This window comes from Pseudobdellovibrionaceae bacterium (assembly GCA_023954155.1).
GTDB lineage: Bacteria > Bdellovibrionota > Bdellovibrionia > Bdellovibrionales > UBA1609 > JAMLIO01.
Genome location: JAMLIO010000003.1, coordinates 189,188 through 210,208 on the forward strand (window position 1 = coordinate 189,188; position 21,021 = coordinate 210,208).

Here is a 21,021-nt window from a genome sequence, read left to right on the forward strand (position 1 = left end):
TATAAAAGGTATAATTTGACTTCTGGTGGTTTTCAACAGTAAATCACCACTAATTAGCGCCGCAAGAGCTTTGTCCCTTACAAAACCCTCTTTAACGTTGATTATAAACAACTTAAACGAGGATCTTTTGTCATGAAATCTTTTTCTGATTTTCAATTCCCTATGCCTGTTCAACAGACATTACAAAAATTAAACTTTACTACAACAACCGAAATTCAAAACGAAGCACTTCCCTACGCCTTTGGTGAACAAGACTTAGTCGCTTGCGCTCAAACAGGCTCAGGAAAAACCTTAGCTTACAGTCTTCCCTTATTGACTAAACTTTTTGAATCCCCAGAAAAAGGCGGGTTGATCCTTGCCCCAAGCAGAGAACTTGCCCAACAGATTGCTGGCGTCATTCGACCTTTTGTCGAAAACACCAGAAATTTAAAAATGTCTGTCATTGTCGGTGGCACAGACATGATCAGACAAGTTCGTTCTTTAAAACGCAACCCACACATCATTGTCGCTACACCTGGACGTCTTAATGATCATTTGCGCCGCAGGACTGTAAACCTTAAAAACTTTGAATATCTGATCTTAGACGAAGGTGACCGCATGTTAGACATGGGATTTGCACCTCAACTTGAAGAGATCTTTAAATATCTACCAGAAAAAAGATACACCATGCTGTTCACAGCCACTTTGCCAAGTAAGGTTAAAGCTTTAATCAAAGATTATTTGTACCAACCCAAAGAGATCATCATTGGGCCACGCTCTCAGCCTGTTTCTCAGATTAAACAAAAAGTGATCTTTGCAAAAAAACAAAATAAAGAGTCCTTACTTATGGACGAGCTGAATCGTCGCGAAGGTTCTGTCATTATCTTTTCTAAAACTAAAGTTAAAACTGACAAACTTGCAGATCAACTCAATGAATATGGATTTAACGCCCTTAAAATTCATGGAGACCGAACTCAAGGCCAGAGAAATCGCGCCATTGAAAACTTTAAAAATAATAAATCACGCATTCTTTGCGCTACCGATGTGGTGGCCAGAGGCTTAGATATTCCACAAGTCCGACACGTCATTAACTTTGACCTCCCCATGATGGACGAAGACTTCGTTCATAGAGTAGGAAGAACTGGCAGGAATGGAGCCAGCGGAGATGCTCTGAGCTTTGTGACTCCAGCTGAAGTGTCTCAGTGGAGAAAGATCGCTAAAAGATATAAACTGAGCGAAGTCGAAACTGAAGAGCATTTTGCACAAAGCCAGGAAGACCAATCTTCAGGATATGATTCTCGCTCTAGAAATTCTCGCCCCTCTAGAAATAGAAAAAGTGTACGCACACACGCCAAGAGACAAGGTGACTCATCAGAAAGAAGAGCCGACCGCCGAGGACAACAAGAGGGCCGATCTGAAGGTAAAACATCAGGCTCACGGAGCAAGAAAAAGTCTTCTCAGCGTAACGCTAAATCGGCTGCATCAGCAGGTAAATCTGGCTTTAAAGGCAAGAAGTCTAAATCCACAAAACGTCCTTCAAACAAGGGATCTAAGCGTTTCCGTGGCAAAAAACGATAAAATAGCCACCTGCTTTGTCTCTTAGTTTTCATCTTTGAGCCTTTTTGTATCAAGGTTCCGTTATAGTCTTTAACGTGCCTTTCCATAATCCATTAAACATTTTGCAATTTATGCCCCTCGAAGTAGCATTTTGGCGGGGGTTTTATGGGTTTTTTTGGAAAAGATACAATTTGCTCGAGTTTTCGCTTCAAGGCACCACACACGTTTCACCTTTTAAGCCGACTTTTCTGGCCCTCCACAGACCGTAAACGTGGCTTTGCACTATTGCTCATTCTAAGTGCAATAGTGGCTCTTACAAGCTTTCATGTCCCCACAGCTCATGCCGTGGTTTTTGGAATGGATGACCGCACAGAAATCTACAATAGCCCCACACTGAATCGAGAAGTTTCACCCGCTATTGCTCTTTTGGTTTCACCTGTTTTTCTAATATCTGATCCCTTAGGATTCTTAATGGACTTCCCCAAAATTTCAGACAGTAGTGAAGTGGCTTTGTGTAAAGGCGAGCGTTTTTATGGCCAGCCCACTGCAAGTGTCAGCTGCACAGGTTTTTTAGTGGCTAGTGACCTATTGATCACAGCAGGTCATTGTATGACCCACTATAACACCACCATCACCAATGGCATGACTCCTCAGTGTTCTGATTTCAAATGGGCCTTTGATTATAAATATGAAAATGCAGCAAAACCTTTATCGGCATTGATCTCAACAGAAAACATCGCAAACTGTAAAGAGGTCATCTATGCCAACTTTATGTACGAAATGAATGATCCTAGTGATTCATCTAAAACCATTCATGGCGAAGACATTGCGCTGATCCGACTGGATCGTCATATTCATCGCCCAGCACTCAAGGTTCAAACTTTAGTGAAGCAAAATGAAACTATTGCGACTGTTGGACATCCCACAGGCTTACCACAAAAAGCCACTCTTAATGGTCGCGTATTAGATACAACCACTCATCCGTACTATTTCACCATGAACTTAGATGTCTTTGGAGGAAATAGTGGTAGTCCTATTTTAAATTCAAAGAACGAAGCCATTGGTGTCATTGTGAGAGCGTTTCCTTCTTTAGACTATATCTATTCAGAAAAAGATCAGTGCTCGCGTCCCAATAAATGCACCCCAGACCTTAAAACCTGTGATGACAAAGATGAAAAGGAAGGAACTGTCATGTACTCTCATGGCCAGTTTATCAGTAACGAAATTCTTGAGCTTATTAAAAACAACGCCCAACCCCTTTAGGGCTGAGCGTTCATCCGTTGCTTGTGAGTAAAAGTTTGAGTGACGATGGTAGTTCTCAACCAAAAGTTTTAGTGACGATGATACTCCTCAACCATTTGCCTTTGTTCTTCCCTGAGCTGTGCCAGCACTCTTGAGATGAACACTTCTGCGGGATTCGTCACATCGGGCAGTTTAGTCAGTCTTGACGATCTATTAAATAGAAACCGACCCGAGAAATAGTAAAATAAATAAGCAGTTAAAAAACCCGTCACTGACAGGCTCAACCACAACACATAATCCCCAGTAGCGTTCATAAACAAATAGCCCGTGTAAACAGAGGATAAGATGGCCAAAACAACTAAGGTTGGTATCAAAACCAAGAACATTCCAGCTACGATGTAACGGAATACCTCTTTAAAGGTTAATCTATACACAAACCTTCTGAGATCATAGGTCAAAGTATCAAGGGCAAAGACCTTTAACCGATCTATGATCTCATCATATTTTGAATCAAACTTATAAATTGGCGTTTTCATCAGATTTTACTTTCCTTCTTTTTCTTGGCTTACACTGAACATATCATTCTTACTGCGCTAGTCCTTACACACCCTTACGGTGTCAAGCGCCTTCTTTGCTTACGCAGAACTTATCGTTCTTACCTTTTACTTCACATTTTTATAGATCTAGCGTCTACGAGCTATAAAAGCACCCAACACAAAACCCACTGCAACGGCACCAAGAGCTGTATGAACAGGATATTTTTGAGCCATTTCAATAGACTTATCAGCTAAATCTGAAGAAGCTCTTTTTACTTTATCCGAAATCTGATTTAAGTTCTCTGCCACAGCAGAAAATTTTTCTTCTGCTTTATCATACACTTCTTCTGCCTTTCTATGGGCTCCGTTCATTGTGCTTTTGATTTCTTCTTTTGTAGATGTTGCCATTTTGACCTCCTATTTAATGGTTAATGCAACCGTTTGGTTTATAATTTTTCAATTATTCTCAACTTCTATAAGAGCTTCTCCTCTGGGCGACTTTCAAGAGTACCTATGTCTTAAGTTCAACCCAAAGGAAAATCCTCTTTAAAGTTCAAACCTCATTCCCTTGGTTTTTTGATACCAGAGAACAAGAGTGAAAAAACAAAGAGTAACAGAAATACAAAAAATAAAACTTTTGCTATCCCCGTTGCCGTCCCCGCAATCTCACTAAATCCGAATAGTGCCGCAATTATTGCGATAATAAAAAATGTAATGGACCATCGTAACATGTGAGCTCCTTTGTGTTAGTTTTGGGTTTTGGTTTCGATCAAATCTTCTTTTTGACTTCTTAAGGAGCTTTCTTTGCCCTCAAGCTTCTCAATCTGTTTTCTTTTCTTAGAAATTTCAGCTTGTAACTTTTCTTTTTCAGCATCTGTGCTGTCTATTTTCTTTTCTACTTTTTCAATTTTTTGATTTACGTTTTGAACTTTTTTACCTTTTTCGTAAGATGTCAAAAATTGCGGACGATAGACTATAGGACAGTTTTCAGCTTTATGCTTTTCAGATTTCTGTCCTAAAGTAAAAGCGTTCTCTTCGGAACAGTATTGCTGAATCCCTTCATCCCATCCTATTTTATATTCAGTTAAAGGAAGCTGAATACCAAGTTCTGCACAGAGTTTTTGTTCTTTCATCACTGAATCTTCTGCATCACCACGAAGACCGATCTTCTTTCCTTCTTCTTGCCAATCTGTAGTGCTGCAATACTCTTGTTTACTTGATGTTCCACAAGCAGTAACTGTTAAAATTAGAGCTGCTGACGCAATTATTCTACTCATCATTTGTAAATCTCCCTGTTTGTTTTTAGTTTGCATTTGGTTTTTAAATCCAAAAGGCTGTCTATACGTTAAATCATATTACTTGATTGAAGATATTACCTTCCGCACACTTTTATTTTTTGTGCAGCTTTCTTCACATCTTGCAAACTTAATGTGTAGATTTCTTCTTAAGAAAGCTACAGCAACAGGAATCTAAATGCGTCGATGTATTTTATATTTATAAACACGACAGCATGTTGGATTTTATCTTTTCCAACATTAAAAATAAAATCAATACCGTACAAAAGGAGAGACAAATGAATAAAGATACATTTAAAGGACAATGGAAACAGGTTAAAGGCGAAATCAAAAAGATGTGGGGTGATCTCACCGATGACGAAATCAAAAAGGCAGAAGGTGACTACGATAAGACTGTAGGTATGATCCAAGAAAAGTACGGCCTACAAAAAGAAGAAGTGACCGACTCCATCAACAGAATGTTACAAAGCATTAAACCTTAGTCATAATCCATTATACCAGCACATCAGTGCTGCCCACTCACTTGTGCTCTGCTTCAGGCGAAACCAGACACAAGAGCGGGTTACTGATTAAAAAGATGAAATAAAAATTCTGCAATATATTAAAGGACAATAAAATGAAAAATTTAATACTCAAAACACTTACTGTGATAGCTATTTTTGGAACTGGTTTTGTGGCACCCACTTGGGCTGGCGTTTTTAAAGAACGAGATGCGGGATCATTGATCTTTTCTGGATTTGGTGTGATCAACCGTGGTGTTGAAGACAATGGAAGCGGCAGCGAAGATGACCAATACCACTTTGGCGTAGGTGCGCTTGTGGAAGCCAATATCAATGGCGTACTTGGCATTGAAACTGGAGCCATCTTTATCAAAAGACAATACGACTATGAAGCTGCAGGCTTTAGATTAGTTCAAGAAGTTAATCGTTTACACATCCCTATTTTAGCCAGAGTTTGGCTAGGCGACTATTTCTCTGTGGGCGCAGGACCTTTTGCCTCTATTAAAGTTGGTAACGTTAAAGACAGCTTAGAGTTTGGAAGTACACCCATCGGTTCTGTAGAAACAAAAGCTGATGACTCTGTCGAATTTGGTTACGATATTGCTGCAACATTTAATTTTGCTGTCAGCGATAAAACAGGAATCTTTATCGAAGCCAGATATTCTAGCCCATTTGATAAGGCCAAAAACACAGATTACGAAACACTCACAGGACTTGCGGGTGTCAAAGTTGATCTTTAGTTTCAAAACTGAGGGCCAAAGCTTCACTCGTAGAAGCTTTGGCTCGACATTTCTTGTTTCTACTGCTTTTCTCGGAATATAATGACCCCCATGATCTGCATTGTTTACTGAGTCGTTAAAAAACGCTGATAAATGATGCAATGACAGAGACCACACCGCATTGAGGTCTTCTTAAGTACTGGAGGGAACACTATGAACACCGAAGCATTTTGGGCAGAGGAAGCCAAGACCATCACATGGAGCACACCTTTCACTCAAGTGAAAAACACCTCATTCCAACAGCCTGTGTCTATCAAATGGTTTGAAGATGGTGAGCTGAATGTCACTTACAATTGCCTTGATCGACATCTCCCTCAAAACGCAAATCGTATCGCATATTATTTTGAACCTGATGATCCTAATGCTCCCACACAGACCTTCACTTACCAAGAGGTCTTTGATGAGGTCTGCCGCATGGCCAACGTCCTGAAAAAATTAGGCGTACAAAAAGGAGATCGCGTCACCATCTATATGCCTATGATTCCACAAACTGCATTTGCTATGCTGGCATGTGCAAGAATCGGGGCCGTACACACAGCTGTTTTTGGAGGATTTTCTCCAGAGTCATTAAAGAACCGAATCGAAGACTGCCAGTCTCATTTTGTAATCACTGCAGACGAAGGCCTTAGAGGTGGGAAAAGAGTTCCTCTAAAAGTAAACGTAGATAAAGCCATTGAAGCATTTCCTGAAATTAAAGTTCTTATCATTCAACACACAGGTGCTGACATTAAGTTAAGAAGCAAAAATGATTTTATCTATACCGAAGAGCGCACACACGTTGACACCCACTGTCCTCCTGTACCTGTAAATGCTGAAGACCCTCTTTTTATTCTTTACACCTCAGGTTCGACCAATAAACCTAAAGGCATTTTGCATACATCAGGCGGATACTTAGTCTATACAGCCTATACATTTAAAACTGTTTTTGATTATAAACCCGAAGATATTTTCTGGTGCACAGCCGATATCGGTTGGGTGACTGGGCACAGTTATGTGGTCTATGGCCCTTTAAGTAACTGTGCCACTTCAGTCATCTTTGAAGGCATTCCCTCTTACCCTGATAATTCACGATTTTGGAATGTTATTGATAAATATAAAGCATCTATATTTTACACTGCACCTACGGCTATTCGCTCGTTGATGAGAGCAGGCGAAGAATGGGTGACTAAGACTGACAGAAGTTCATTAAGACTTCTTGGCAGTGTTGGCGAACCCATTAACCCTGAAGTCTGGAAGTGGTACCACCGAGTGGTGGGCGACAGCCGATGCGACATTGTAGACACTTGGTGGCAAACAGAAACTGGAGGCATTATTATCTCTCCAATCCCAGGAAAAACACCTCTTAAGCCAGGATCTGCCACATTGCCTCTTCCTGGCATTGAGCTTGAACTTCTTACTGCAGAAGGCCAAGTGATTGAGGGCGTGGGAGAAGGCATGCTGGCCATTAAAGATTCATGGCCAGGACAAGCCCGTGACATTTATAATGATAGCAAACGGTTTAACGAAACTTATTTTGCAGCCTACCCCAACTACTATTTTTCTGGTGATGGATGCCGTCGAGATGAAGACGGTTATTATTGGATCACAGGGCGGGTTGATGATGTGATCAACGTATCAGGACATAGAATGGGGACTGCGGAATTAGAATCTGCTATTGTTGCCACAGATTGCGTTTCAGAGGCTGCTGTTGTGGGCTTTCCCCATGACATTAAGGGACAAGGCATCTATGCTTACATCACCCTAGATGAAAAGACCCCACCTAGTGATGAGATCAAACAAGCTATTGTCGCCACCCTAGTGGAAAAAGTGGGGCCTATTGCCAAACCCGATGTCATTCAGTGGGCACCCAATTTACCCAAAACACGTTCTGGTAAAATTATGCGAAGAATTTTGCGTAAGATTGCAGAAGGTATCACCACTGAATTGGGCGACACGAGCACCTTAGCCGACCCTGGTGTGCTCAATGAACTCATCGAAGAGTCACAAAAATTACGTTAAAATAATGATTGTGACTCATTAAACTCCTTATATAATAGTGTTTATGGATACTACAAATATTTGGATTATTGGAATTATTGCCTCAACAATTGCAGGTCTTTCCACAGCACTTGGCGCACTGACCGTATTGATCAAAATCAAACTCAATGACGCCATCGTCTCCTCTTCTATGGGCTTTGGCGCAGGCGTTATGCTCGCCGCAAGTTCTTTTTCTTTGATCATTCCTGCGTACGATATGATGAGTGGAAATTGGATTGAAAAAGGGGCTGTCATCAGTGCGGGGCTCTTTGTGGGTGCGCTTTTCATTTACATTGCAGAAGCACTTTTACCTCACGAACACTTTTATAAAGGTAAAGAGGGTCCTTCTGCTATTTCTATCAAACGCTCTTGGCTATTTGTGATCGCCATTGCCATTCACAACTTTCCCGAAGGGCTTGCTGTGGGTGTAAGTTTTGGCGGAGCTAACGTAGAAAATGCTTACGCCATCACCACAGGGATTGCCCTACAAAATTTCCCCGAAGGACTTGTCGCCGCTATTGCACTTGTCGCTGTGGGGTACTCAAGGCTTTTTTCCTTTGGCGTTGCCGCTCTGACAGGTCTTATCGAATTTGCAGGAGGAATTATTGGTCTTGCTGCCACTCATGGTATTGGACTTTATGTTCCTTTCTTCTTAGCTTTTTCAGCGGGAGCCATGATTTATGTGGTCAGCCATGAAGTGATCCCCGAATCTCATCGTCGTGGTTTTGAAAAGCACGCCAGCTGGGGTTTAATGATCGGCTTTGCACTGATGATGACTTTAGACAAAATTTTTGAATAAAACTTTGATTTAAGCCCTAGTTCTAATTTTATTTTTTGAATACAAACCTCGGCTATCACTGATCAACTGGCTCACAGATGACATTGTAATATTTTAAATGAAATTTGGGCGTTGATTTATTTTTTGATTAAGTGACTGACCATATTTTTTAAGGCGTCTATATCGAAGGGCTTTTTAATATAGGATTCAGCACCTAAGGCTAACCCCTTTTGGAAGTCCTCTTCATTGCCCATTCCTGAGATGAGAATAATAGGAATGTGTTTGAGATCTTCATGAGACTTTATCACCTCTGTAAGTTCAAATCCATTCACCCAAGGCAAACCCACATCTAACAAAATAAGATCAAAACTGTTTTTATCAAAAACTTTTTCTAACTGTGTGCCATCTGCGGCACTGGCTACCAAATAACCCTCGTCTTCCATCAATCTGACAAGAGCAGCACGCATGGTAGGATCATCCTCAATCACAAGTACCGAGTACATGTCATTAGATTTGCGTTTAAGCTTTCGATATTCTTCTAAAGAAACCACGGACTCTTTAGCGATCTTTTCACGCGTGATTTTTTCAATTTGGTCTACAAGGCTTTCAACATTTATCTTTTTTTTCATTACCTAAAGATTACAAGCCAAGATCCTATTGGTCACCGCTTACAGGTCTTGTTCTAGACTGACCTCAGAGTCCAGATTACAAACCTTGGTTTTCCAACCATCTTTCAGTATCAATGGCAGCCATACAGCCTGTACCTGCAGCAGTGATCGCCTGTCTGTAGATATGGTCCTGAACATCACCACAAGCAAAAACGCCATCTACAGATGTATATGTAGAGTCTGGTTTGGTGATCAGATACCCATTAGTGTCCATCTCAAGTTTGCCTTTAAAGATGTCAGTATTGGGCTTATGTCCAATAGCGATGAAAACTCCTTCTAGCTCAATCTTTTGATCTTCTTTAGTTTGTGTATTGAAAATCGTAACACTGTCCACGGCTTTACCTGTGCCATTGATGGATTTCACTTCAGAGTTCCACAGCACTTCGATCTTGGGATGAGCAAGTACACGATCAGCCATAATTTTGGAAGCACGGAAAGAATCCCGTCGGTGAATCACATACACTTTGCTTGCAAAACGAGTCAAAAACAGAGCCTCTTCCATCGCCGTGTCTCCACCACCCACAATGGCCACAGGCACATCTCTAAAAAATGCCCCATCACATGTAGCACAAGCAGAAACACCTCTACCCAAATATGTTTTTTCGTCTTCAAGTCCTAAGTATTTGGCACTGGCTCCTGTGCTGATGATCAGCGCATCCGCAGTCCAATACTCTTTTCCTACTGTCACCTTATAAGGTTTTTGTGAGATCTCTACCTCTGTAACATTTCTGGCAACCATTCTTGTGCCGAAACGCTCAGCTTGTTTTTTTAATAGCTCCATCAGCTCTGGCCCTTGCACACCTTCTGGGAAACCTGGATAGTTTTCAACATCAGTGGTTGTCATCAATTGTCCACCCACTTCTTCACCTTGAATCATCAGGGGATTTAAATTAGCGCGTGCCGAATAGATGGCTGCGGTTAATCCTGCAGGGCCTGATCCAATAATAATGACTTTTTCGTGGGATTTAAATTCCATGGTTGCCTCTCTATTTTTTGGTCCGTTGTTCTGTCTGGTCTGCGTTTGCAGTTTTTTGCTCTTTTCAATATTTTGGGTTGTTTCATCCCCTTTGACAATGAGCAGACTCAGAAATGAATGTACTGATATTTAGAAGATGTTCAAGTCACACAGTTTTATGAAAATCATTTTTGCTAGAGTCAGTCAGCCATTGCACAAGGTCCTCCGCCACCTCTGCAGGATTTAAAATCCTGTCCCCATTCACACGAGGATAGGATTTAGGCGGCAGCATGTCAGTGTCCATATAGCCTGGACTGTACAAATAAAATCTTTGTGGATAATGCTCCTGCAAAGAACTGATCAGCCCTCTCATTGCCCATTTGGACGCAGCGTAAGACGCGCCTGCGGGATCACCCACCTGAGCTTCAGCAATGGAAGACCCAATAAAGGTGAACTTAGTTTTGGTGAAGTTGTGGGCCAAATACCAACACAACTGGGCTGGCCACATGAAGTTCACCTTATAAGTCCACTGGTGAGCATTCCACTTTTGCCCCCCATAAGGCCCAAAGGGTCCGCCTCCAGCACAATAGATGATATGATCGGGCGCAAATATTTGAATTTGAGTCAGAAGCCCTTCATAAAAGCCCTCATCGGCAAAGTCGTAGCTAAGAAAAGTATAACGAGGGTCTTCATTCCACAGCCCCTCATCTTTACGAGAGACACCCACCACACTCAGGGCCAAGGAGTCTTGATGGGGGTCTTCCAAAAGCCCCTTTACTATTGCGGCGCCCAAGCCTTTATGAGAACCAAACACCATCCATTTCAAGACCAAACTCCTTAGTGATTTCAATGGGATAGGCCAAGCTTGATCAGGCGTCAACAGAATAGTGGACCCTAGCCTAAACGCTCTGGTCTTTACAGATTACTAAGGGATTCTATATTTTTTTCAAAAAGTGCCTACAAGATTTAAAGTATCCTAGATTCGGACTAAACTGCCCTCTTTGCAATAAAACCCTTATTTACGTCTTCATAAGTTTTGCTTCATCCATCAAAGGTTTTATTACAATGAGGGTTTTATGAAGAATCAAAAAATTTTATATTTTATTTTACTTTCCACCATCTTAGCATGGGCTGGGTGTAGCAACAGCACTGATGACTATTGGAAGATGAGAGATCCATCGTTGGTGGTTGTTGATGAGACAGGTCTCTCACAAATTTTTCATAATCCAAAATCATTGCATTTAAAGAACACCACGCTCAATTATGGTTCCCACTTAAGCTTTTCTGACATCAACAAAGATGTGACCTTTGATATCAGCACAAAATGTTTGTTAAATAATAAAACTTTCACCTCTAACTACACTCAACAAAAGATTTATCAAAAATTATTTTTCTATAATTTTATTCCACTTCAAACAATAGCAACAGATAGAAATACAGAAAACCAAGAGTTCAAATGTGATATTCATATTATTGCAAAAAATTCTATCAATTCTAAAATCAAATACGATTTACCTGATTTGACTTTCAATACAATACAGCCCAATGGAATATTGATTGGAAAATCTTTGAGTGACGCGGCAGACGCCTCACGCGGCATCTACATTAAAAATGGATTTATTGACACTACTGAGACTAACGATAAACACACTACAGCCATCCTCATGGATGACGCTAGGAGTTTTTATAATACCAACGTAATCTGTGAAAACAATATCTTCATAAAAGAAGATCAAGAACACATTAGCATTAGAAAGTTTTCAATTAACGAGTTTTTTCATAGACCTAAAATCAATAGTCGTTACTTTTATAAAAAATGTCGTGTTATTAGCTCGACTACACAACTTGTGGATATTTTTAACGAGTCTATCTTAGAAAACGATTACGAAAGACTTTGGAGCCCTTACTTTGATGTTATTGTGAATAAACCTGAGCTTTCCATAACTGCAGAGTTTATCAATACGACTAACGATTACTTTGCCGACAACAATCAAAGTTATTCTTTTAATTTTGCCAAATTAACTTTGAGAAACAATAGTTTTATCTCTGCATTAATTAAGCTTAGAAATCCTATTGATGCCCAAGTTGCTGTAGTATTTGACGGTCGTATTAACCCTTATACGCTTAACAGGAATATGTTGCCAAAAACCAATGGGATTATAAAAGAAAGCCTTCCTGATGCCATTTTGAAAGGAACACTTTCTACCAAATTAAAATTTGTTCCCGAGCACCAAGACAGCAAAGGCCTTATCAGCCTATCTGGGGAAGAAACTTCAACTGTATTTTTACAACTCGAAAAAAACTTTTCCTGCTCTATTTATAACAAAGAAGAAATGGGCCTATTACTCAAAGCCATTACTCCATATTCAGAAGAAGACAAAATTGAGGTTTATGTCGTAATAAATAATAAACTTGAAAAGTTTCCTATGCCTTACTATATTAGTGAAGCTATGGTGCCATCCTCTTTGAATATGATTCAAAGCTCAAAATATGTCTTTGATAGTTTATTGTTACCTAGATTGAACTCTACATCTTTTAAAGATGCAGAAGATCACGATACCGTCTACAGAAGAAAAGTACATAGAGGTATTATTAAAAATGAATACCTAGGCAGCATGAACCAATACTACTCTTTTTTATTTCCATCATTTTCTCACAGTAAATTCTGTCGGACTTACCCGTCTGATTCTTCTGTATCCAACTGATATGTATTTGAAACGGAGTCGTTTGCTCATCGAGCAAGCGACTCTTAGTTATAGAAAAGATAGAATAGTCGAGCCACACCTACTACTAATATCTATTAGACGCTTTGCACGCTTCCGACGTGGATGCTTTTGAGGCCTTTTTGGTTTTCAAGGGCTAGGATGAAGTTTTGGTGGCCCACTTCTTTAGGGTAAAAGGCGTCAAATTGGATCACCAGAACCTGTTCGTTCATCTTTTTTTTGTAATCAAAATGTTCCACCGTAGCACCGATTTCAGAAATGGCTTTCATAAGGAGATCCACAGTATTTTCAGTTTCTGCAAATTCTAAAAATACTTTTCTATGTAAAAGTTTATCATTTTTGTCTTCGAAGCGACGAAAAACAGTCAACGCAATCAGTCCCATTACAGTGACTGCAACACTTTCTATATACATCCCTGCGCCCGCGCACATACCAATGGCGGTCACCAACCACAAACCCGCCGCAGTGGTTAAACCCTGAATGCTAAAGCCTGTTTTTAAAATGGCACCTCCAGCCAAGAAGCCAATGCCCGAAACCACAGTGGACGCAATTCGTGAAGGGTCTGTGCCCATCATGATTTTGTCATCGTAATTTTGAAAATAAAAAAAATGAGATGAAAGAATCATAAATGTGCCCGCTGCCATGGCCACAAGCAGATGGGTTCTTAGTCCAACAGGGCGTCCGTGCATGTCTCTTTCTAGACCGATAAATCCGCCAAGAACTGCGGCCAGAATAATACGTAAGATCATTTCATAATGTGTAAGCATAAGTGTCCAATACTCTTCGGTGTAAAATGTCAGCTCGGTTTGATAACTTGCCAAGGTCTTTGCACAACAAAGACCTTCTGCTTATATTGTAGACCCGTACGAATACAGGATCAATTTTTTATCTTCGTTTATTATGCGCAGGGATTAAAGTTAGGCTCTTACAAGCTTGCAATAATGAATGGGGAGACCTTGTTTAAGAAAAATCTTTTCAAAGTGAGTGACAAAGTTGGTAGAAGCGTATTCAGATTGATGTAAATCTTCAGTGTAAGCGATCATTTTATATTTGCTGTTTTTAAATATCTCTACAGACCATAAAAAATAATCACGAGAGTCAGTTTTAAACTCCAAAATACTATCGGGTTTTTGCATTTCATAAAGCTTATCCATAAATTCAGACTGAATCAGACGGTGCTTCCAATGTCGTTCTTTTGGCCACGGATCAGGATGATGAATGTAAACATCATTTAATTCTTGGGACGAAAACAAATCCTCAAGCTTATAAGCATTGTATCTCACCATGATGGCATTATCTGTAGCCCCCGCCTTGAGGGCGCGGCGGATCGCTTGAATCAAAGGTTTAAAGCGCACTTCAATACCTACTAACAGCCGATCTTGATTTTCGCTGGCACGATGAGCAAAATGATAGCCGTTGCCTGTTCCTATTTCCAAATCTATCTTTTCAAAGGTTCTATCAGGTATCGCCTGCGACCATTTTCCTTTATAATCCAAAACCTTAACTTCATCGAAGGCACGATGAGAGTAGTCCTCTAGTAACAACTTCACGTAAGGGTTGTTTCCAGTATTGAGGTCTCTAGAGGGAACAAGTGTGGCCTGACATCCATTCATACCAGCTCAAGTATCAAAAAAGCCCTTAAGGTACAACACATTAGAACTTTTTTTACAGTTTAAAAAACAGGGCATTTGGTATATGACTTCACTCTAAGGAGTTTTTATGAAATACAATACCCATACCCTATTTTTTACAAAAGTTTTAAAGCCCCTATCCTTAAAAAATCTTTGGCTGAGCTTTGTATTGTGTACCCTTATTGCCCCCTCCACCTCATGGTCGATGCCTTTTGAAGGTCAAGACATGTTGATCGCGGCCCCCTCCCCCATTGCCGTAGAAACGGGAAAAGAGATTCATAAACTCGGTGGAAACGTCTTTGATGTGGCCGTGGCTGTAGCCCTAAGCCTATCTGTCACCTCGCCCTACTTTGCTTCTTTAGGCGGTGGCGGTTTTGCTCTAGTTAAAAAAGAGGGCGAAGCCGTTAAAGCTTTAGACTTTAGAGAGACTGCACCCGCAAAAACCCATGAAAACTATTACTCTTCACTTGCCGAAGGCAGCTCTTGGAACGGTGGTGCTGCGGTCGGTGTACCTGGAATTCCTGCAGGACTTTTTGAAATCCATAAAACTTATGGAAAATTAAAGTGGGAGCAACTTTTCACTCGTCCACTGCAACAAGCCATTCAAGGTTTTCCTGTTTCTGGCGAGTGGTACAATTACACTCTTTCACAAAAAGATCGCTTTAATGCTAAAGGCAAACAGGTCTTTCTTAAAAAGAATGGAACACCCTATGTGCCTGGTGAGACCATCAAACAACCTGATCTTTATCACGCCTTAAAATTATTTCGTGATAAAAAGCTAGAAGGTTTTTATTCTGGTGCCGTGGCCGCAGACATTGCTCAAACTGTGCAAAAAGAAGGTGGCGTTCTTTCTGTGGAAGACCTTAAAAATTATAAGGTCAAATGGCGTGAACCCATGCAAACCAAATTTCAAGGCCATGACATTTATCTTATGCCTCCCCCATCTAGTGGCGGCGTGGTGATCAAAACCGCTTTGGCCTTGGTTGAAAAATTGGATTTAAAAAAATACGGCTACATGAGTGCCGATGAATATCACATGTTAGCTGAAGTGATGTCCAAATCTTTTAGAGGAAGAGCCTTACTGGGCGATCCCGATTATACACCACTGCCTTTAGATAAACTTTTATCCGAAGACTACATCAACGAACTTGCTAAAAATATTAAACCTAAATATTCAAAAAAAATGAAACCTCTGGATGAGTCCTTTTTAGGTCCAGAGAGCACTGAAACCACACACTTTGTAGTGATGAATAAAAAAGGTGAAGCCGTCTCTATGACGATCACTCTCAATGGAAATTACGGTTCAGGTGTATCGAGTAATAAATATGGGATCGCCCTGAATAACGAAATGGATGACTTTCAAGCCATTCCTGGGCAGGCTAATATTTATGGCCTTCTTCATAGCAAAACCAACTACGTGCATGCGGGCAAACGCCCTTTAAGTTCCATGTCTCCGACTCTAGTTTTAAAAGACAACAGCACTGTTATGGCTTTGGGTGCACCTGGTGGCCCACGTATTATCAATGGTGTATTTCAAACCTTGTATCGCGTCTTAGTGAACGAATTAGATGTAGAAAAGGCCATCATGACCCCAAGACTGCATCATCAGTTTGAACCTAATATTCTTTTTTATGAACAACAGAACTTCACCCCTGAAACTCTTCGCCTTTTAAAGATGCGCAAGCATACACTAAAAGCCACACGTGGAGTGGCCAAGGTGTCTGCCGTGAGAATCAATAAAAAAGGATTTTTAGAAGCGTACTCTGACTTCCGTGGCGAAGGTGCTGTAGGTGGTTATTAATTTTAAACAAGAAGACCTTTAAGCCACTTCAAGGAGTCCAATCTGTCTTTAGATAGATCACGGTGGGTTCCTTGAAACTCTTTGTAATAAAAGTTTTTAATTTGATCTTGGCAAAGGTCTTTGATCTGTCTTGCGCCATACTGCAAGCCATACTCGTCTTTGGTTCCTACGCTTAAATACAAAGCTTCGATGGATTGCAAATTGGATTTGGACTTAGGTAAAAACTCGATGGGATCATGGGACTTCCAGTGTTGCCATACTTCTGCGAGTAACTTCCCCTGATGATCAATAGGAAATACAGGCTCTGAGGTTTCATTCATGGAGGCATAACAATGGGCCATCGCAATCACATTAAACACTTGAAAGAATAAACCACCCGAAAGCTTAAGATCCCCAGAGCGATAACTGCTTAATATTTTTTGTGTGCCCCCAAGTTCTTCAATAACAGGCACCACTTTATAAATTTCTGGCAACAGACTGGCTTCAAAGAAACTATCAGGAGCAATGGCCACTCCCTTTTTAAAAACATCTCCATGTCGGGACATCAAACTTAAAACCCCGTAACCCCCACTGGACCCACCATGAACACACCAGTCTGAAGGATCTGATGAAATCGGTAAGTTTCGTTTGAGCTGAGCACACACCTCAGAGACCAGATAATCTTCGTACTGCCCACAACCCTTTGAGTTGATGAACTGCGAGCCGCCCCATGCTGTCCACGCATTAGCAAAAGCATAAATGGCTTTAGGTGCCTCACCCTGTGAGGTCCACACATCTATATCTTGCACTAGATTATTTTCAAATCCCTTAAAGGCGAAATTCTTAACCCCATCTCCTGCGTAGCCCGATAGAAACAACACTAAAGGAAATTCCCCTTCTGCTTTGGGAACCAGAACAGGAATATATCTGAGAGTAGGATCGCCCAAGATATTTCCACTTAAGGCCTTACTGTCTATCACTAAAGTGTGGATTTTGTAGTTCTCAAGATGAAATGGAATTAAATGTTCGGCAAGCATTATGCACCTTTACGTGCGACTTCCTTAGCCATGTCTTCTAAATTATAAATTGTGACACGGTTACGGCCTGATCTCTTAGAGTCATAAAGCGCTTTATCTGCCCACTTCACAAGTTGACGCCCTGATAGTTCCATATCATGAGGATCTGACAGTGCTAGTCCAATACTGCATGTCAGTCGCATAGCAAACTCACCATTGTCAAAATTAAAGGCTTCAATAGATTCGCGCAGTCGTTCTGCAAAGATCGTAGCCCCATCAATATTGGTTTCCGTTAAGATCATGATGAACTCATCACCACCATATCTGGCTGCGATATCTGTATCACGCACATTGGTTTTAATAATGGCTCCCACATGCTTTAAAACAAAACTTCCAAATAAGTGGTCGTTACTGTCATTCACACTTTTAAATTTGTCCATGTCCATCATCACAACGCCCACTTGACGTTTGTAACGACGGGCACGCTTCATTTCAAATTCCAATTTCTCGTAAAGGTTGCGCATATTGTATAAACCCGTAAGGTCATCAATATCCACAAGGGCTTGTAACTTTTTATTGGCTACACTTAAACGATCTGTAAGATCTTTAATACGAAGTTGGGCACGGACTCTGGCCATAAGTTCGCTGGGACTAAAAGGCTTAGGCATATAATCATCCGCCCCAGCGTCTAGCCCTTGAATCACCTGTTCCGTACTTGAGTCGGCTGTTAAAAAGATCACCGCCACATATTGTTTTTGTTTTTTTAACACCTTTAAGGTTTCAAGACCGTTAATGCCAGGCATGTTCATATCTAAGATCACAAGATCAGGATGCCATTTATGAATGAGGCTTAAAGCTTCTTCACCAGAGTACGCGCTCTTGACCTCATAACCACTGGCCTTCAAAGTGATACTTACAAACGCCTGTAAATCTTGATCATCATCTACGATCAAAACTTTCTTGTCTTTATTAGAACCTACAATGTGTTTAAAACTCATGCCCTCTCTTCGGCCCTTTTTCCAAGAAAATGCAGAACTTTTATACTCTTTTTTACTTTCTAGACCTTTTTACATTCGCATAAAAACGGGCTAGAATCCCCTCCAAGCTTGTAAGTTGGGGTCTTGTTCAGTACAAGAAGCCAGAAGGAGTAAAACATGGCGTATTCTCATCAAGAAATTGACTCGAAATGGCAGGATTTATGGACCAAAAACCAAATCTATAAAGCTGAATTTCCTTCCACTAAACCCAAATACTATGCCCTGGATATGTTTCCCTACCCTTCCGCCAAAGGTCTGCACGTAGGTCACTTGGCCTCTTACACTCCTACTGACGTGGTTTCTAGATATAAAAGAGCCCAAGGCTTTAACGTGCTTCATCCCATGGGATTTGATGCCTTCGGGTTACCTGCAGAACAATTCGCCATTCAAACAGGCACACATCCTGCCCTAACCACCGAAGAGGCCATCAATAACTTTCGCAGACAGATGGATGCCTTTGGGTTCAGCTTTGACTGGGATCGTTCTCTCTCAACGGCTGACCCTAAGTTTTACAAATGGACCCAATTTATTTTCACAGAGCTTTATAAAAAAGGCCTCGCCTATCAAAAAGAAGTTCCTGTGAACTGGTGCCCTGCACTTAAAACCGTCTTAGCCAACGAAGAGGTTGTGGACGGAAAGAGTGAACGCGGTGGCCATCCCGTCATTCGTATGCCCATGAAGCAGTGGATGCTAAAAATCACAGATTATTCCGAGCCACTCTTGCAGGGTCTAGATACAGTGGATTTCCCCGACAGAACCAAAGAAGGGCAAAAAAATTGGATTGGCAAAAGCTTAGGAGCAGAAATTCGTTTTGCCATTAAAGGCGAAAAGACTGAAACTCTGACGGTGTTCACCACTCGTCCTGACACTTTGTTCGGGGCCACGTTTATGGTGCTGGCTCCAGAACACCCTGCTGTTTTAGAAATCACTCCCACAGAAAAATTACCAGAGGTGAAGGCCTATATAGACTCCACCTCTAGAAAAAGCGAAGTGGATCGCAAAGCGGCTAAAGAAAAATCGGGCTGTTTTACAGGAGCCTTTGCCATCCACCCTATCACAAAAAAAGAGCTGCCCATCTGGATCGCCGATTATGTTCTGATCGACTATGGCTCAGGGGCCATCATGGCCGTCCCTGGGCACGACGAAAGAGATTTTGAATTTGCCCAAAAGTACGGTCTTGAAATTGTACGTGTAGTAGAAGGCGGTGATGAGCTGCCTTACAGTGGCGATGGTCAAATGGTCAACTCTGATTTCTTAAATGGCTTAAGCAAAGAAGACGCCATCAAAAAGATGGTCTCCCATCTAGAAAACCAAAACCTTGGGCACGGCCAAGTTCAGTACAAATTGCGCGACTGGCTGTTTTCTCGTCAAAGATATTGGGGTGAACCTATCCCTGTGGTTAAAAATATAAAAGACGGCTCGATCAAACCCTTGAGCCTTGCGGAACTTCCCGTAGAACTTCCTGAGGTGGCCAACTATGAACCCTCTGAGTCAGGTGAAGCCCCACTAGCCAGAAACACAGCGTGGGTGAACTACTCTGAAGATTACACTCGTGAAGTCGACACCATGCCTGGTTCTGCGGGATCGTCATGGTATTTTCTAAGATACACCGACCCTCATAACGAAAACGAACTTGCAAGCCCAGAGGCTCAAAAGTATTGGATGCCTGTCGATCTTTATTTAGGCGGCCCTGAGCACACCGTAGGACATTTACTGTACTCACGCTTTTGGCAAAGATTCTTATACGAGCAGGGACACGCAACCACCCCAGAACCTTATGCCAAGCTGGCTCACCAAGGGATGATTTTGGGACCTGATGGGGAAAAGATGTCTAAATCCCGAGGCAACGTGATCAACCCCGATGACGTCAAAGCAGATTTCGGAGCCGATGCCATCCGTGTCTACATCTGCTTTATGGGCCCCTATGACCGAGACAAACCGTGGAGCACTGATGGCATCTATGGAGTTCGACGCTTTTTAGATCGTATTTGGCGTTTATGTTTAGACGAAGACCAAAACGTGCAATTGCAAGATGGAGCCGAGTTTCCTGAAGACGCGCAAAAAGTCCTGCATAAAACCATTAAGAAAGTGGCTCAGGATATCGAGAGCCTTAATTTCAATACGGCTGTCAGTGCAATGATGATCTACACCAACGAGCTTTATAAACTGCCCAAAGTCAGCAAAGAGATGGTTTTGCCTTTGATCCAAATCCTAGCTCCCTTTGCCCCTCACTTTTGCGAAGAGCTTTGGCAGCGCCTAGGTCAAACTGGTTTTGTTTGTGTGACGCCTTGGCCACAATATGATGAAAATTTGTGCGTCGATAACCTTTTGGTCACCGCTGTGCAGGTCAACGGTAAGACTCGCGGCACTATTGATGTTGAAGCAAATACGTCTGAAGATGAAGCCTTAAAGTTGGCGCACAACCTTAAAACTGTTCAGGCTCAACTTGAAGGAAAAAACATAGTAAAAGTGATTTATAAACCAGGTCGCATATTAAATATTATCGCTAAATAATTTTTAATATCATAG

The 21,021-nt window shown here is 41.3% G+C and carries 19 protein-coding genes and 1 pseudogene; 9 read left to right on the forward strand and 11 right to left on the reverse strand.

Annotated elements, in window-relative coordinates; translation table 11 throughout:
- The first annotated feature begins 132 nt into the window (after positions 1-132).
- Both M9899_05265 and M9899_05270 read left to right on the forward strand, forming a co-directional pair.
- Positions 133-1,557, forward strand: coding sequence for a DEAD/DEAH box helicase (locus tag M9899_05265; GenBank protein ID MCO5113566.1), 1,425 nt, complete (start codon positions 133-135; stop codon positions 1,555-1,557).
- Between the two features lie 285 nt (positions 1,558-1,842).
- Positions 1,843-2,799: a serine protease gene (locus M9899_05270; protein MCO5113567.1), complete on the forward strand. Its 957-nt coding sequence runs from the start codon at positions 1,843-1,845 to the stop codon at positions 2,797-2,799.
- 68 nt (positions 2,800-2,867) lie between these two features.
- Here M9899_05270 and M9899_05275 read toward each other — a convergent pair whose 3' ends face one another.
- The 4 genes from M9899_05275 to M9899_05290 all read right to left on the reverse strand — a co-directional run bounded on the left by M9899_05275 (position 2,868) and on the right by M9899_05290 (position 4,627).
- A complete protein-coding gene (locus tag M9899_05275; GenBank protein ID MCO5113568.1) occupies positions 2,868-3,314 on the reverse strand; it encodes a hypothetical protein in 447 nt (148 codons plus the stop codon).
- Positions 3,315-3,461: 147 nt separating this feature from the next.
- Entirely contained in the window at positions 3,462-3,722 is a 261-nt protein-coding gene (locus M9899_05280) for a hypothetical protein (protein ID MCO5113569.1), read from the reverse strand.
- 152 nt (positions 3,723-3,874) lie between these two features.
- Complete coding sequence (locus M9899_05285; protein ID MCO5113570.1) at positions 3,875-4,045, reverse strand: DUF1328 domain-containing protein; 171 nt, start codon at positions 4,043-4,045, stop codon at positions 3,875-3,877.
- Between the two features lie 15 nt (positions 4,046-4,060).
- On the reverse strand, positions 4,061-4,627 hold the full coding sequence (locus M9899_05290) for a DUF2799 domain-containing protein (GenBank protein MCO5113571.1): 567 nt from the start codon (positions 4,625-4,627) through the stop codon (positions 4,061-4,063).
- 260 nt (positions 4,628-4,887) lie between these two features.
- On the opposite strand from M9899_05290, the gene M9899_05295 reads away from it, so the two are divergent.
- From M9899_05295 to M9899_05310, 4 genes and pseudogenes are all read left to right on the forward strand, one after another.
- Positions 4,888-5,091: a CsbD family protein gene (locus tag M9899_05295; GenBank protein ID MCO5113572.1), complete on the forward strand. Its 204-nt coding sequence runs from the start codon at positions 4,888-4,890 to the stop codon at positions 5,089-5,091.
- Between the two features lie 134 nt (positions 5,092-5,225).
- The gene (locus M9899_05300) at positions 5,226-5,849 is read left to right on the forward strand and encodes a PorT family protein (protein ID MCO5113573.1); all 624 of its coding nucleotides are present in this window, start codon (positions 5,226-5,228) and stop codon (positions 5,847-5,849) included.
- 195 nt (positions 5,850-6,044) lie between these two features.
- Positions 6,045-7,886 (forward strand): annotated as a pseudogene (acs, locus tag M9899_05305) (acetate--CoA ligase).
- A 43-nt stretch (positions 7,887-7,929) separates the two neighbouring features.
- Positions 7,930-8,703, forward strand: a complete 774-nt coding sequence (locus M9899_05310; protein MCO5113574.1) for a ZIP family metal transporter — start codon at positions 7,930-7,932, stop codon at positions 8,701-8,703.
- Positions 8,704-8,819: 116 nt separating this feature from the next.
- Here the strand turns inward: M9899_05310 and M9899_05315 are convergent, their stop codons facing one another.
- The 3 genes from M9899_05315 to M9899_05325 all read right to left on the reverse strand — a co-directional run bounded on the left by M9899_05315 (position 8,820) and on the right by M9899_05325 (position 11,122).
- Positions 8,820-9,311, reverse strand: coding sequence for a response regulator (locus tag M9899_05315; GenBank protein ID MCO5113575.1), 492 nt, complete (start codon positions 9,309-9,311; stop codon positions 8,820-8,822).
- 76 nt (positions 9,312-9,387) lie between these two features.
- Positions 9,388-10,326 carry a thioredoxin-disulfide reductase gene (gene trxB / locus M9899_05320; GenBank protein MCO5113576.1) on the reverse strand — a complete coding sequence of 313 codons (939 nt, stop codon included), beginning with the start codon at positions 10,324-10,326 and terminating at the stop codon, positions 9,388-9,390.
- A gap of 145 nt (positions 10,327-10,471) precedes the next feature.
- On the reverse strand, positions 10,472-11,122 hold the full coding sequence (locus M9899_05325; GenBank protein ID MCO5113577.1) for an SDR family oxidoreductase: 651 nt from the start codon (positions 11,120-11,122) through the stop codon (positions 10,472-10,474).
- Between the two features lie 259 nt (positions 11,123-11,381).
- Here M9899_05325 and M9899_05330 point away from each other — a divergent pair, with 259 nt between their 5' ends.
- Positions 11,382-13,010 (forward strand): hypothetical protein, encoded by a 1,629-nt coding sequence (locus tag M9899_05330; GenBank protein MCO5113578.1) that lies wholly within the window; start codon positions 11,382-11,384, stop codon positions 13,008-13,010.
- Positions 13,011-13,105: 95 nt separating this feature from the next.
- Here the strand turns inward: M9899_05330 and M9899_05335 are convergent, their stop codons facing one another.
- Entirely contained in the window at positions 13,106-13,849 is a 744-nt protein-coding gene (locus M9899_05335; protein ID MCO5113579.1) for an MgtC/SapB family protein, read from the reverse strand.
- 96 nt (positions 13,850-13,945) lie between these two features.
- A complete protein-coding gene (gene trmB, locus M9899_05340; protein ID MCO5113580.1) occupies positions 13,946-14,641 on the reverse strand; it encodes a tRNA (guanosine(46)-N7)-methyltransferase TrmB in 696 nt (231 codons plus the stop codon).
- A gap of 106 nt (positions 14,642-14,747) precedes the next feature.
- On the opposite strand from trmB, the gene ggt reads away from it, so the two are divergent.
- Positions 14,748-16,460 (forward strand): gamma-glutamyltransferase, encoded by a 1,713-nt coding sequence (gene ggt / locus M9899_05345; GenBank protein ID MCO5113581.1) that lies wholly within the window; start codon positions 14,748-14,750, stop codon positions 16,458-16,460.
- Positions 16,461-16,462: 2 nt separating this feature from the next.
- On the opposite strand, the gene M9899_05350 is transcribed toward ggt, so the two are convergent.
- Entirely contained in the window at positions 16,463-17,476 is a 1,014-nt protein-coding gene (locus M9899_05350; GenBank protein ID MCO5113582.1) for a S9 family peptidase, read from the reverse strand.
- Positions 17,476-18,453, reverse strand: a complete 978-nt coding sequence (locus tag M9899_05355) for a diguanylate cyclase (GenBank protein ID MCO5113583.1) — start codon at positions 18,451-18,453, stop codon at positions 17,476-17,478. The genes M9899_05350 and M9899_05355 overlap by 1 nt, the downstream gene beginning before the upstream one ends.
- A gap of 156 nt (positions 18,454-18,609) precedes the next feature.
- On the opposite strand from M9899_05355, the gene leuS reads away from it, so the two are divergent.
- On the forward strand, positions 18,610-21,006 hold the full coding sequence (leuS, locus tag M9899_05360; GenBank protein MCO5113584.1) for a leucine--tRNA ligase: 2,397 nt from the start codon (positions 18,610-18,612) through the stop codon (positions 21,004-21,006).
- The last annotated feature ends 15 nt before the right edge of the window (positions 21,007-21,021 follow it).

What these genes read in the sequence shown, in the direction of transcription:
- M9899_05355 (MCO5113583.1), bottom strand. Translation starts at nt 18,453, where the DNA reads ATGAGTTTTAAACACATTGTAGGTTCTAATAAAGACAAGAAAGTTTTG.
- M9899_05325 (MCO5113577.1), bottom strand. Translation starts at nt 11,122, where the DNA reads ATGGTGTTTGGTTCTCATAAAGGCTTGGGCGCCGCAATAGTAAAGGGG.
- M9899_05330 (MCO5113578.1), top strand. Translation starts at nt 11,382, where the DNA reads ATGAAGAATCAAAAAATTTTATATTTTATTTTACTTTCCACCATCTTA.
- M9899_05295 (MCO5113572.1), top strand. Translation starts at nt 4,888, where the DNA reads ATGAATAAAGATACATTTAAAGGACAATGGAAACAGGTTAAAGGCGAA.
- M9899_05310 (MCO5113574.1), top strand. Translation starts at nt 7,930, where the DNA reads ATGGATACTACAAATATTTGGATTATTGGAATTATTGCCTCAACAATT.
- M9899_05280 (MCO5113569.1), bottom strand. Translation starts at nt 3,722, where the DNA reads ATGGCAACATCTACAAAAGAAGAAATCAAAAGCACAATGAACGGAGCC.
- M9899_05290 (MCO5113571.1), bottom strand. Translation starts at nt 4,627, where the DNA reads ATGCAAACTAAAAACAAACAGGGAGATTTACAAATGATGAGTAGAATA.
- leuS (MCO5113584.1), top strand. Translation starts at nt 18,610, where the DNA reads ATGGCGTATTCTCATCAAGAAATTGACTCGAAATGGCAGGATTTATGG.
- M9899_05275 (MCO5113568.1), bottom strand. Translation starts at nt 3,314, where the DNA reads ATGAAAACGCCAATTTATAAGTTTGATTCAAAATATGATGAGATCATA.
- M9899_05265 (MCO5113566.1), top strand. Translation starts at nt 133, where the DNA reads ATGAAATCTTTTTCTGATTTTCAATTCCCTATGCCTGTTCAACAGACA.
- M9899_05285 (MCO5113570.1), bottom strand. Translation starts at nt 4,045, where the DNA reads ATGTTACGATGGTCCATTACATTTTTTATTATCGCAATAATTGCGGCA.
- M9899_05315 (MCO5113575.1), bottom strand. Translation starts at nt 9,311, where the DNA reads ATGAAAAAAAAGATAAATGTTGAAAGCCTTGTAGACCAAATTGAAAAA.
- M9899_05300 (MCO5113573.1), top strand. Translation starts at nt 5,226, where the DNA reads ATGAAAAATTTAATACTCAAAACACTTACTGTGATAGCTATTTTTGGA.
- M9899_05350 (MCO5113582.1), bottom strand. Translation starts at nt 17,476, where the DNA reads ATGCTTGCCGAACATTTAATTCCATTTCATCTTGAGAACTACAAAATC.
- trmB (MCO5113580.1), bottom strand. Translation starts at nt 14,641, where the DNA reads ATGAATGGATGTCAGGCCACACTTGTTCCCTCTAGAGACCTCAATACT.
- trxB (MCO5113576.1), bottom strand. Translation starts at nt 10,326, where the DNA reads ATGGAATTTAAATCCCACGAAAAAGTCATTATTATTGGATCAGGCCCT.
- ggt (MCO5113581.1), top strand. Translation starts at nt 14,748, where the DNA reads ATGAAATACAATACCCATACCCTATTTTTTACAAAAGTTTTAAAGCCC.